This window comes from Ruegeria sp. CDSC051 (genome assembly GCF_059610665.1).
Map to the genome: position 1 here is coordinate 298,035 of NZ_JBXWOC010000005.1, position 11,504 is coordinate 309,538.

The 11,504-nt window shown below is 57.1% G+C and carries 12 protein-coding genes; 8 read left to right on the top strand and 4 right to left on the bottom strand.

Going from position 1 to position 11,504, the window contains the following annotated elements; translation table 11 throughout:
* Positions 1-34 precede the first annotated feature (34 nt).
* Positions 35-778, top strand: coding sequence for a rhomboid family intramembrane serine protease (locus tag AC2FH0_RS14135; RefSeq protein ID WP_496708719.1), 744 nt, complete (start codon positions 35-37; stop codon positions 776-778).
* Here AC2FH0_RS14135 and AC2FH0_RS14140 read toward each other — a convergent pair.
* Positions 743-1,585, bottom strand: a complete 843-nt coding sequence (locus AC2FH0_RS14140; protein WP_496789630.1) for an IclR family transcriptional regulator — start codon at positions 1,583-1,585, stop codon at positions 743-745. The two genes, AC2FH0_RS14135 and AC2FH0_RS14140, sit on opposite strands and share 36 nt — an antisense overlap.
* Before the next feature lie 189 nt (positions 1,586-1,774).
* Here AC2FH0_RS14140 and bhcA point away from each other — a divergent pair, with 189 nt between their 5' ends.
* The 4 genes from bhcA to bhcD are packed head-to-tail and all read left to right on the top strand — an operon-like array spanning position 1,775 to position 6,117.
* On the top strand, positions 1,775-2,965 hold the full coding sequence (gene bhcA / locus AC2FH0_RS14145; protein ID WP_496694738.1) for an L-aspartate--glyoxylate aminotransferase BhcA: 1,191 nt from the start codon (positions 1,775-1,777) through the stop codon (positions 2,963-2,965).
* 11 nt (positions 2,966-2,976) lie between these two features.
* A complete protein-coding gene (bhcB, locus tag AC2FH0_RS14150) occupies positions 2,977-3,948 on the top strand; it encodes a beta-hydroxyaspartate dehydratase BhcB (protein ID WP_496789632.1) in 972 nt (323 codons plus the stop codon).
* A gap of 11 nt (positions 3,949-3,959) precedes the next feature.
* Complete coding sequence (gene bhcC / locus AC2FH0_RS14155) at positions 3,960-5,123, top strand: 3-hydroxy-D-aspartate aldolase BhcC (protein ID WP_496789633.1); 1,164 nt, start codon at positions 3,960-3,962, stop codon at positions 5,121-5,123.
* A gap of 13 nt (positions 5,124-5,136) precedes the next feature.
* Positions 5,137-6,117, top strand: coding sequence for an iminosuccinate reductase BhcD (gene bhcD / locus AC2FH0_RS14160; protein ID WP_271949311.1), 981 nt, complete (start codon positions 5,137-5,139; stop codon positions 6,115-6,117).
* Positions 6,118-6,171: 54 nt separating this feature from the next.
* Here bhcD and AC2FH0_RS14165 read toward each other — a convergent pair whose 3' ends face one another.
* Both AC2FH0_RS14165 and AC2FH0_RS14170 read right to left on the bottom strand, forming a co-directional pair.
* Complete coding sequence (locus AC2FH0_RS14165; RefSeq protein ID WP_142636646.1) at positions 6,172-6,957, bottom strand: inositol monophosphatase family protein; 786 nt, start codon at positions 6,955-6,957, stop codon at positions 6,172-6,174.
* Positions 6,958-7,053: 96 nt separating this feature from the next.
* Positions 7,054-7,959, bottom strand: a complete 906-nt coding sequence (locus AC2FH0_RS14170; RefSeq protein WP_271949308.1) for a LysR family transcriptional regulator — start codon at positions 7,957-7,959, stop codon at positions 7,054-7,056.
* A 93-nt stretch (positions 7,960-8,052) separates the two neighbouring features.
* Between AC2FH0_RS14170 and metF the strand changes: the two genes are divergently transcribed.
* Positions 8,053-8,919, top strand: coding sequence for a methylenetetrahydrofolate reductase [NAD(P)H] (gene metF, locus AC2FH0_RS14175; RefSeq protein ID WP_496789634.1), 867 nt, complete (start codon positions 8,053-8,055; stop codon positions 8,917-8,919).
* A 213-nt stretch (positions 8,920-9,132) separates the two neighbouring features.
* Positions 9,133-9,795, top strand: coding sequence for a J domain-containing protein (locus tag AC2FH0_RS14180; RefSeq protein WP_496789635.1), 663 nt, complete (start codon positions 9,133-9,135; stop codon positions 9,793-9,795).
* 52 nt (positions 9,796-9,847) lie between these two features.
* Here the strand turns inward: AC2FH0_RS14180 and AC2FH0_RS14185 are convergent, their stop codons facing one another.
* On the bottom strand, positions 9,848-10,366 hold the full coding sequence (locus AC2FH0_RS14185; RefSeq protein WP_142636638.1) for a YHS domain-containing (seleno)protein: 519 nt from the start codon (positions 10,364-10,366) through the stop codon (positions 9,848-9,850).
* A gap of 246 nt (positions 10,367-10,612) precedes the next feature.
* Between AC2FH0_RS14185 and yghU the strand changes: the two genes are divergently transcribed.
* Entirely contained in the window at positions 10,613-11,491 is an 879-nt protein-coding gene (gene yghU, locus AC2FH0_RS14190) for a glutathione-dependent disulfide-bond oxidoreductase (protein ID WP_271949300.1), read from the top strand.
* Positions 11,492-11,504 lie beyond the last annotated feature (13 nt).

An 11,504-nucleotide genomic window follows, 5' to 3' on the forward strand; every position in this document is an offset into this window, starting at 1 on the left:
TGACGCTGGGCAGCCAACCGCCCAGCGTCGCACCATGTTTCCAATTCGTGACCATAACCCTTCGGGGCGCACCCCATATGTCATCTATCTGTTGATGGCAGCGAATATCCTGATTTTCCTCAGCTATGCGGGAAGCATGGAGAACCAGCGACTGATCACCCAGCTGTATACCGATTATGCGGTGGTGCCCGCCCGGATTACGGACGGTTACACGCTTGAGACCCTCGTGACCTCGATGTTCCTGCATGGCGGCTGGATGCATCTGGCAGGAAACATGCTGTTCCTGTGGATCTTCGGCGACAACCTCGAAGACGAAATGGGCCACCTGCCCTTTCTACTGTTCTATCTTGCCGCGGGTATCGGGGCCGGTCTGATCCACGTCGTCACAGCGCCACAATCTCTGGTTCCTACGATTGGTGCGTCTGGCGCAATAGCTGGCGTCATGGGTGGCTATTTGTTGATGTTCCCCAAAGCGCGCGTGGACATCCTGCTTGTTCTGGTGATCTATTTCCGTGTCTTCTCGATCCCGGCGTTTGTCATGCTAGGCGTGTGGCTGGGTATGCAGTTCATTGGGAGCCTGTCCAGCAACCCCGACGAGGGCGGCGTCGCCTATTGGGCCCATACCGGGGGCTTCCTTGTTGGTTTGCTCTTGTGCATACCCCTTTGGTTGCGGCGCGGCGCGAGTGACTATTGGAACCGCACCCATGGGCATCCGCCCCATCCAGAGCACGAATACAAGCTGTCACATTCCCGCATCCCCCGCATCCCGCGCCGGTAAGCGCCCACCGCTGAGCAAGGTAACCTCTTGCGCGGCGGCTTGTACCAATCGGCCCAATTCCGGCGCGCGTTCAGTGCTGAAACGGGCGGTAGGGCCAGATACGGAAATGCCCGCACAGGGTTCCCCCCGGTCGTTGAAGATGGCAGCACCGATGCATGACATCCCCTCGTATCGTTCCTCCCGATCATGCGACCACCCGCGGGCCCGGGTCTGATCCAGATCGCTTTGCAGTGCATCGCCGGGCACCAGTGTTTGAGGCGTGAAGACCTTTGTGTCCAACGTGCCCAGCGCTTTGATCAATGCTGCCTCGTTCAACGCGGCCAAGATCGCCTTACCGGTGCCCGAGGCATACATCGGTGTCCGCGCGCCCGGTGGAAAAAAGGCCCGGATCGGATTGGCCGTTTCGACCTGCCCCACAAACACCACTTCGGCCCCGTCCGGAACGGCCAGATTCGCCGTTTCGCCGCTATCCTGCATCAGCCGGCGTAAAATGGGCCTTCCGATTTCGATAACACCATTACGGCGTAGAAAGGACGCTCCGGTGCGATAAGTCTCGATCCCGATCATCCATTCTTGACGCTCTTCATCAAAGGCGACGAAACCGTGCTTCTGCAGCGTCACCAGAATTCGGTGTGTTGTGGCCGTGGGCACATCAACTTCGCGCGCCAAATCGCTGAGTGCTGCGCGTTCCAGACTGGCTACTGTGGTCAAAACGCTCAGCGCCCGATCCAGCGATTGCATGGTCCCGGCCGAGCTTTCCTTGAACAGCGATTTTGGTCTGCCGCGTGGCCTTTTCTGCGTTTCCATCCCAGGCATTTCCTTTCAGCTGTCCAGAGTTTCTCGCGTCCGGATTTCTTGCACGTAAAAATGAAAAACGGAAAAGTTTAATATATCAGTAGCTTAATATTTATCTTCAATAAATGAAAATATTTTTCAAGAAAATTGCGTAATGCAGCTTTTTCCCGGACACTTATCTCCAAAGCAGAGGAACAAGCCATGTCGAACCAAAACCCGGTTTTCATTCCCGGCCCGACCAACATACCTGATAGATTACGCCTGGCCATGCAGGTCCAGACGCAGGATCATCGCGCGCCGGACTTTGTCCAGACATTTGCACCCGTACTGGAAGACACCAAGAAGGTCTTTGATACCGTTGCGGCCCAGATCGTTACCTTTCCCGCCAGCGGCACAGGTGGATGGGAGGCTGCAATCACCAACACGCTCAGCCCCGGTGATAAGGTCCTGATTGCGCGCTATGGCGTTTTCAGCCACCGCTGGATTGATCTGTGCACACGTCACGGGCTTGACGTTCAGGTCATCGACTGCCCTTGGGGCAGCGGCGCTCCCGCTGACCAATTTCAGACGGTTCTGACTGGGGACAAAGCGCATGAAATTCGCGCCGTCCTGGTCACTCATAATGAGACGGCGACAGGGGTGCTTTCGGATATCGGGGCTGTAAGGCGGGCGATGGATGCCGCCAATCATCCGGCGCTTTTGATGGTGGACTGCGTCAGCTCTTTGGCCTCTGTACCGTTCGAGTTCGACCGCTGGGGCGTCGACATCGCGGTTTCGGGATCGCAGAAGGGATTCATGCTGGCCACTGGCATGGCCATCCTTTGCGTCAGCCAGAAAGCGCTGGACGCGATGGAAACCGCAGAGCTGCACCGGACCTTTTTCGATTTCCGGGATATGATGGCGGCCAATGCGACCGGAGGGTTTCCCTATACACCACCTCTGCAACTGATCTACGGGCTGCGTGAAAGCCTGAAGATGCTGTTTGAAGAAGGCTTACCGAATGTTTACGCCCGTCATCATCGGCTTGCCGAGGGCGTCCGGCGCGCCGTCGATGCTTGGGGGCTGGAACTGGTTGCTCAATCGCCAGACCTTTACTCGGACACGGTCAGCGCAATCTACGTGCCCGAAGGGTTCGACAGCAACATTCTGACCGACCATGCCTTTAACACCTACGGGATGTCCTTTGGTGTTGGCTTGGGCCAGTTGCACGGCAAGGCGTTCCGTATTGGGCATCTGGGCAGTCTGACAGATGCGATGGTCCTGTCCGGACTCTGTACGATCGAGATGGCAATGGCCGATCTAAGCTATCCGATCACGTTGGGCTCTGGCGTCGCCGCAGCCCAGGAACACTTTCGCGCCACACCCGGCAACCGAACCGAGGCCGCGGCGTAAGGAGAATGACAATGTTGGATCACCCCTCTGCCGCGGATCTGACGATCGAGGACATGCGTGTCGCGCATGATCGGATCAAACCGCATATCCGCCGAACTCCGGTCATGGTTTCGGACCACCTGAATGACCTGACCGGCGCGCAGCTGTTCTTCAAATGCGAAAATTTCCAAGAAGCCGGGGCCTTTAAGGTGCGTGGGGCCTGCAACGCTGTATTCGGCCTTGCAGACCATTTGATGCCCAAGGGTGTCTGCACGCATTCCAGCGGCAACCACGCCTTGTCTTTGTCTTATGCGGCCGGCCGCCGCGGTATTCCGTGCAACGTGGTCATGCCGCGCACAGCCCCGCAGGCCAAGAAGGATGCAGTTCGCCGATATGGCGGTACAATCACCGAATGTGACCCTTCGACAAGCTCGCGCGAAGCAACATTTGCCGAGGTTCAGGCCCGAACCGGTGGCGAATTTGTTCACCCCTATAACGACCCGCGTGTGATTATCGGTCAGGCCACCTGCTCCGCCGAACTGCTGGAACAGACTGGTGGTATGGACGCCGTTATCGCACCCATCGGCGGTGGCGGCATGATTTCAGGCACCTGTCTGACGGTTTCGAACCTTGCGCCCGAGACAGCAATTTATGCAGCGGAACCGGAACAGGCGGATGACGCTTACCGGTCCTTCAAGGCCGGTCATATCATCGCAGACGACGCCCCCAAGACAGTTGCGGATGGGCTGCTGGTGCCCCTGAAAGAAAACACCTGGCATTTCGTATCCAACCACGTGACCGATATTTTTACCGCCTCGGAAGAGGAAATCATCGAAGCGATGAAACTGACCTGGAAGCACCTGCGCGTGGTGATGGAGCCGTCTTCGGCGGTTCCTCTGGCAACCATTTTGAAGAACCCAGAGGTTTTCCGAGGCAAGCGCATTGGCGTCATCGTGACCGGTGGCAATGTAGACTTGGACAAACTGCCCTGGCTGAAAGGGTAAGGAGAAACAACATGAACAAGACCGTAAATTTTGAAGACCTCGAGGTCGGCTTCGACATCCCTGCCGCGATCGGCATGGACGAAAGCGAGATACAGACGCCTTGCCTGATCCTTGATCTGGACGCGCTAGAGAGCAACATCCGAAAGATGGGCGATTTCGCAAAGGCCCATGGGATGCGCCATCGTGTTCATGGCAAGATGCACAAATCGGTCGATGTGGCCAAGCTGCAGGAACGGTTGGGCGGTTCGGTCGGCGTCTGCTGTCAGAAAGTGTCGGAAGCCGAGGTATTTGCCCGTGGCGGCATTACGGACATCCTTGTATCCAACCAGGTGCGCGACCCGGCCAAGATTGACCGACTGGCACGGCTGCCCAATTTCGGCGCGCGTATCATTGTCTGCGTGGACGATATCGACAATATCTCCGACCTGTCGGCTGCCGCTTCGCGTCACGGCACAGAACTGGAAGTGTTCATCGAGATCGACTGCGGCGCAGGGCGCTGTGGTGTAACCACGACACCGGCGGTCATCGAGATTGCCAAAGCTGTGCAAGCAGCGCCAAATCTGAAATTCACCGGCATTCAGGCCTATCAGGGTGCGATGCAACATCTCGACACCTATGAGGCCCGTAAAGAGAAGCTGGATGTTGCCATTGCCATGGTCAAAGACGCTGTCGCCGGGTTGAAAGCAGAAGGGATCGAGTGCGAACTGGTTTCGGGCGGCGGCACCGGTTCCTATTATTTCGAAAGTAACTCGGGCGTTTACAACGAATTGCAATGCGGCTCTTACGCCTTCATGGACGCGGATTATGGGCGGATTCTGGATCAGAACGGCCAGCGGATTGATCAGGGAGAATGGGAAAATGCGCTGTTCATCCTGACCAGCGTCATGAGCCACGCCAAAGCAGACAAGGCCATCTGCGACGCCGGCCTCAAGGCGCAGTCGGTCGATAGCGGCCTGCCATTTGTGTTCGGGCGTGATGATGTCGAATACCTCAAGTGCTCGGACGAGCATGGGGTTATCGGGGATCCAGACGGCGTACTGAGAGTCAATGACAAGCTTCGGTTGGTGCCGGGCCACTGTGACCCCACATGCAATGTCCATGATTGGTATGTGGGCGTACGGGGCGGCAAAGTCGAAGCCCTGTGGCCGGTCTCGGCCCGCGGGAAAGCCTTTTGAGATGAGGGATGTTATGAAAAGCGACGGCCTGCTGATTGTAGGCGAAGATCTGTGCGAGAAACTGGTAGGACGCCAGCAGGCCTTTGACGCTGTACAGGCTGTGTTCGGTGCGATGGCTAAAGGTGGCGCGTGGAACTTTCCCGTTATCCGCGAGGCTTTGGGCCATGCCGACGCTCTCTATGGGTTCAAATCGGGATTTGACCGCGACGGTCAGGTGCTGGGCCTCAAATCCGGTGGATACTGGCCGGGCAATGCGGCGAAGGGCCTGACCAACCACCAATCCACGGTGTTTCTGTTCGACCCCGATACCGGGCGATTGTCCGCGCTTGTCGGGGGCAATTACCTGACAGCGGTGCGCACAGCGGCCTCTTCGGCGGTTTCGATCGCGCATCTGGCGCGGCAAGACGCAAGAGTACTTGGTATGGTCGGGGCCGGACATCAGTCAACTTTCCAGCTGCGGGCGGCGGCGGAACAGCGCGACTTCGAAAAGGTCGTTGCCTGGAACCCGCATCCCGACATGCTGCCCCGCCTTGCAGCTGTGGCCACTGAGGTTGGGTTGGAATTCGAGGCCGTCAGCCAACAGGAGCTGGGCGCACAGGCGGATGTGATCATCACCATCACCTCGGCTTTTGAGCCGCTCTTGATGAAAGACTGGATCAAGCCCGGCACGCATCTAGCTTGCATGGGCACCGACACCAAAGGCAAACAGGAGGTTGACGCGGATCTCGTCGCTGCGGCGACTGTCTTTACCGACGAGGTCGCCCAGTCCGTGACAATCGGCGAGGCCCAACATGCCATCAGCCTTGGCGCCTTGACCGAGGATGCAATCGCGCCCATCGGCGCCGTCATCAATGGCGACCACCCCGGTCGGACAAGCGACGATCAGATCACTCTGTTTGATGGAACCGGGGTCGGGTTGCAGGATCTTGCAGTCGCCTCAGTCGCTGCACGATTGGCTGAAGAGGCCGATCTAGCCCAGCGCGCGACCCTCTGAAACGAAAAAGCGCGCCTCAATCGGGCGCGCTTGCTTGACCTGTCTGTTGCTGGCTCAGCCCCGGATGACCTTGGAAAACTGATCAAAGATGGGCTCGTTGGAACAGATGACCTCGCCGTCCTCCAGCACGTTACCTTCCGGGTTCAAAGCCTGCACAAAGCCACCAGCCTCTTTCACGATGATGATCCCGGCGGCAACATCCCAGGCATTCAGACGGCGTTCCCAAAAGCCTTCATACCGGCCAGCAGCAACATAAGCCATGTCCAGCGCTGCTGCGCCCCACCGACGTACACCGGCGCAGACTGGCATCAGACGTGCCAGATCCTGCAGGGTCGCAGGCAAGTCAGACCGTCCGCCAAAAGGCAGCCCGGTCGAAAAGATCGACTCGATCATGCGGTGACGACCCGAAACGCGGATACGGGTGTCGTTCATCCATGCGCCTTCGCCATTTTCTGCAAAGAACATCTCGTCCTTGGCGGCGTCATAGATCACACCGGCAACAATTTTGCCTTTATGTTCCAACGCGATCGAGATCGCCCAGTGCGGCAGGCCGTGCAGAAAATTCGTGGTGCCATCCAGCGGATCCACAATCCAGCGGCGGGTGGGATCTTCGCCGGCAATCTCGCCGCCCTCTTCGGCCAGCCAGCCATAGGTCGGGCGCGCGCCAAGCAGTTCCTCTTTCAGGATCGCCTCGGCTGCAATGTCTGCCTTGGACACAAAATCCCCGGCGCCTTTCATCGACACCTGAAGGTTCTCGACTTCACGAAAATCCTTGACCAGTGAACGCCCCGCTTTGCGCGCGGCTTTGATCATGATGTTGAGGTTTGCACTGCCAACCATTGTCCAAAGGCTCCTGTCCGGTCAAACCGCGCGTATACTGGGGCAATGCGCCCTTGCCAAGAGGAATGATACGCATAGCAGACCCGCGTTTTGTGCCTATTGCTCCTGCAGCTTACGCGCCTCGGTTTTGGCCAGCTTGATCAGCTCTTGTACAAAGGGTTTCTCAAGGTCCTCGGTGCGCACTGCGGCGTACAGCCTGCGCGTAATTCCGTCTTTGGTCAGCGGGCGGGTGACATAGTCTGAATTATACTTCACCTCACGCACAACCCAGTCCGGCAGCACCGATATCCCCCGGTTCGACGCGACCAGCAACAGGATCACAGCGGTCAGCTCAACCTGCCGGATTGCGGCCGGTTCAACCCGCGCAGGGATCAGCAGCTGGCTGAATACATCCAACCGTGTACGTTCGACCGGATAGGTAATCAGGGTCTGGCCCCGAAAATCTTCGGCCTCAATGAACTCTTTCTGGGCAAGCGGGTGTGTCGAAGCCGCGACAAACACTGCGTCATAGTCAAAGAGTTCGATGAATTCGACACCGGGCAGATCTTCTGGGTCCGAGGAAACGACCAGATCGACCTCTTCTTTTTGCAAAGCCGGCAAGGCATCAAAGGCCAGGCCGGGGCGGATATCGACATCCACATCGCCCCAGGATTTACGAAAGGATTCCAGCACCGGGAACAGCCACTCAAAACAGGCGTGGCATTCAATGGCGATATGCATACGGCCCGTGCGCCCGTCGCGCAAAGAAGAGAACTCCTGCTGTGTCGCCTCGACCTGCGGCAGGATCTGCTCGGCCAGGCGTAACAGCCGCAAACCGGCCGCCGAAAGTTTCATCGGTTTGGACCGGCGCAAGAACAATTCGACCCCGGCCTGATCCTCTAGGCCTTTGATTTGATGGCTCAACGCGGATTGAGTGATGTTCAGTTGATCTGCGGCACGGGCAAGCCCGCCACATTCATGGATCGCCTTGATCGTACGCAGGTGGCGGAATTCGATATGCATTGCGCGGAACTCATGTTGTTCTTGAATAATATGAGTTTGTCTCACAATGCGTAAGCTGGCACAAGGGTCAGAGATTTCACCCGTGAGGCCGAGATGACAAGACCAGAAGTTTCATTTGAATTTTTCCCGCCACAGACACTTGAGGCTTCATTCCGCCTTTGGGATACGGTGCAAACACTGGCACCGCTTGAACCGCGCTTTGTTTCTGTCACCTATGGCGCGGGGGGCACCACGCGCGAGCTGACGCGCGATGCGGTGGCCACATTGCACAAGTCCTCTGGCCTGCCTGTTGCTGCACATCTGACTTGTGTGGATGCGTCACGTCAGGAAACACTGGAAATCGCAGATACCTTTGCTCGGGCGGGCGTGGAGAACATCGTCGCCTTGCGCGGCGATCCGCCCAAGGGTCAGGATCGGTTCGCGCCGCACCCGGAAGGGTTCGCGGACTCGGTCGAATTAATCGAAGCACTGGCAGAAACCGAGATGTTCAGCATCCGTGTTGGCGCCTATCCAGACAAACACCCCGAAGCACGGGATTTTTCCGCCGATATCGACTGGCTAAAGGCCAAGCTGGACGCTGGGGCCGACGAAGCCCTGACACAGTTCTTTTTTGAGGCCGAGACCTTTTTCCGTTTCCGCGATGCCTGTGAAAAGGCAGGGATCGACAAGCCCATCGTTCCGGGCATCCTGCCGATCGAAAACTGGAAAGGGGCGCGCAACTTTGCCCGCAGATGCGGGACACATATTCCGGATTGGATCGAGAATGCCTTTGAGAAGGCCATTCGTGACGACCGCGAAGACCTGCTGGCCACCGCATTGTGCACAGAACTTTGTTCAGACCTGATCGAGGGCGGAGTAGACAAGCTCCACTTTTACACCCTGAACCGGCCGGAACTGACCCGGGATGTGTGCTTTGCCCTTGGGGTCACACCAAAGGCCGAGCTTCAGAACGTCGCTTGATATCCGCTTGTTTCAGACTGTGCACCCGGGCTAAAACCCCGGGTGTTTTTGTGGAACAAGTTGGGATTGCCCTGCCTAACAGGGGCCACTTGAACAATCCAACTGAAGCCTTAATCATTGTCGCGGTAAACCGTTCAATTCTGTTACAAATTTGACTTTAGCAACCGCCCATTCATTGTGGGGTCGTATAGTTTGTTTATGAGTGAATTTAGTATGGAACCTTTTGACAAGGTTAGTGCCCGCGCCAATGCATTCGGCACACTTGGTCTGGCTCAAAGCGCCAGTTCAGATGACATTCGAGAGGCCTGGCGCGACATCGCATTCGAAGCCCACCCCGATAAGAATGGCGGAGACGGTGCGGCCTTGGCCAACGCCAAGGCGGCCTATGATTTGCTGCGCAGCGAGGGGCTGGCTGGGAAAGGTCTGGCGGGCTCGGCGGCGGGGAAACCACGCCGCCCCCGATTGCGCAAACGCGTTATTCAGCTGGAAACCCAAGATATTGATGCCTGTCGTGCAATGCTGAATACGGCGCTGCCCCACTTGCAGGACACCCCGGTGGACAGTCAAGATGCGGATCGCCTGCAAGATGCTGACCACATTCCGGACGCTGTCGGCTTGCATGGCCGCAACCTGACTTATTTCATTTCCGCACCTGTCTGCGAAGGTGCTAACCGCGTCGCATTGCCGACGAGTGTTCTCGCTGGCTCCAAGCGCGTCAAGACAGAGATTCTGAGCTTTCAGTCCAAAGATGCGGGCACTGGCGAAGTTGTCGTACCCGTTGCGCTTGCGACCAAGAAATTTCCGGGCGCCCGCAGCGTGCGGATCAGATTCAACGCCGACCAGCAAACGCAGGATGAGTACTGGTTGGCCGGATGACAAACAAAAGCCCGGCAAATCAATGCCGGGCTTTGCATCCGTTGCAGAACTCTCAGTTTGCGACCGGGCCTTCGGAGGTAAACTTCGGGATCACGCTGCTGGAGGCCCCGTCGGCCTCGATGCCCGGCCAGTTTCCTTCAGCCAGATTGATATTGCCGGGAATATCTTCTTCAAAGAACCCGACAACCACATCGGTAATGTTCAGATACAGCTTGTCATCAACAATCCGCCACAAGTTCGGGTTCGCAGGCACCTTGCCACCGCGTGACACGCCATAGGCGCAGTGACCGTCATATTGCGGCGCATAATAAGCAGGGTTTTCCAGGAACTTGTCCCGGTTCTCTTCGGTCGAGAATGCCCAGGTAACGCCGTTGTATTCGGCCGTAATATCTGACCTTCCGCGAACGGCTTCGGGCTGTGATTGACCGACAGCAACCTGATCCAGACTGCGATAGGCAACCACGTCATATCCCGACACCGCATAGCCGGTGCCGTCCACATACTGATCACCTGCAAGGGCAGGCATGGCAAATGCCAAGGTCGCAGCTAAGGTCCAGGCAAATCGTTTCATAAGGGCGGTCCTTTTTTATTGGATGGGTGATCGGCCCGGAATACGGGGCTGTGCAGAGAATAGGTGATTCCTCGATCGAACGCAGTCCCGCTCGCGTCGCTGTGACATCGAATGAGAAAACGTGAAGTCTTTTGCACTGAATGTTACAAAATCTTCCCAACGGGCAGGGTTGGACTTTGCCCTTTGCAATATTAGCTGTTGAAGCGAACGGATAATTCACCCGAACTTTGCTGAGAAAGGCAAGAAATGAGCGAGCAATCGACCTATACGCCCCCGATGGTCTGGACATGGGACAGCCAAAACGGCGGACAATTCGCTAATATCAACCGCCCGATTGCGGGGGCAACTCATGACAAGGATTTGCCTGCTGGGCGCCATCCTCTGCAGCTCTATTCGCTTGCCACTCCGAACGGGGTAAAAGTAACCGTCATGCTGGAAGAGCTTCTGGCGCTAGGCCATGAAGAGGCCGAGTACAACGCCTGGCTGATCAACATCGGCGAGGGAGATCAGTTTAGTTCGGGCTTTGTCGAGGCCAACCCGAACTCGAAGATCCCTGCCCTTTGGGATCGGTCCGGTGAAAAACCAGTGCGCGTGTTCGAAAGTGCCTCGATTCTGTTTCACCTGGCTGAAAGGTTCAACGCATTTCTACCCGAATCCGGGCCAGAACGGACAGAGGTGATGAACTGGGTTTTCTGGCAAATGGGCAGTGCACCATATCTGGGTGGCGGGTTTGGCCATTTCTACGCCTATGCGCCCGAGAAATGGGAATATCCCATCAACCGCTTTGCCATGGAAACCAAGCGGCAGCTGGATGTTCTGGATCGGGAGTTGTCCGAGAAAACCTATATCGCAGGCGAGGATTACTCTATCGCCGATATCGCGATCTGGCCCTGGTACGGACAACTGGTTCTTGGGCGCCTGTACAGCGCAGCCGAGTTCCTGGACGTCGAATCCTACAAGAACGTCATGCGCTGGGCCAAGGAGATTGACGCCCGTCCCGCCGTGAAACGTGGTCGCATGGTCAATCGTGCCTTTGGCGAAAAGCATACACAGCTTCACGAACGCCACGAGGCCGGCGACTTTGAAACGCGTACACAGGACAAGCTGGAGCCAGCAGCCGAGTAAACAAACCGGGCTT

Coding starts and splice junctions, on each gene's coding strand:
- AC2FH0_RS14135 (WP_496708719.1), top strand. CDS start 35: ATGTTTCCAATTCGTGACCATAACCCTTCGGGGCGCACCCCATATGTC.
- AC2FH0_RS14140 (WP_496789630.1), bottom strand. CDS start 1,585: ATGGAAACGCAGAAAAGGCCACGCGGCAGACCAAAATCGCTGTTCAAG.
- bhcA (WP_496694738.1), top strand. CDS start 1,775: ATGTCGAACCAAAACCCGGTTTTCATTCCCGGCCCGACCAACATACCT.
- bhcB (WP_496789632.1), top strand. CDS start 2,977: ATGTTGGATCACCCCTCTGCCGCGGATCTGACGATCGAGGACATGCGT.
- bhcC (WP_496789633.1), top strand. CDS start 3,960: ATGAACAAGACCGTAAATTTTGAAGACCTCGAGGTCGGCTTCGACATC.
- bhcD (WP_271949311.1), top strand. CDS start 5,137: ATGAAAAGCGACGGCCTGCTGATTGTAGGCGAAGATCTGTGCGAGAAA.
- AC2FH0_RS14165 (WP_142636646.1), bottom strand. CDS start 6,957: ATGGTTGGCAGTGCAAACCTCAACATCATGATCAAAGCCGCGCGCAAA.
- AC2FH0_RS14170 (WP_271949308.1), bottom strand. CDS start 7,959: ATGCATATCGAATTCCGCCACCTGCGTACGATCAAGGCGATCCATGAA.
- metF (WP_496789634.1), top strand. CDS start 8,053: ATGACAAGACCAGAAGTTTCATTTGAATTTTTCCCGCCACAGACACTT.
- AC2FH0_RS14180 (WP_496789635.1), top strand. CDS start 9,133: ATGGAACCTTTTGACAAGGTTAGTGCCCGCGCCAATGCATTCGGCACA.
- AC2FH0_RS14185 (WP_142636638.1), bottom strand. CDS start 10,366: ATGAAACGATTTGCCTGGACCTTAGCTGCGACCTTGGCATTTGCCATG.
- yghU (WP_271949300.1), top strand. CDS start 10,613: ATGAGCGAGCAATCGACCTATACGCCCCCGATGGTCTGGACATGGGAC.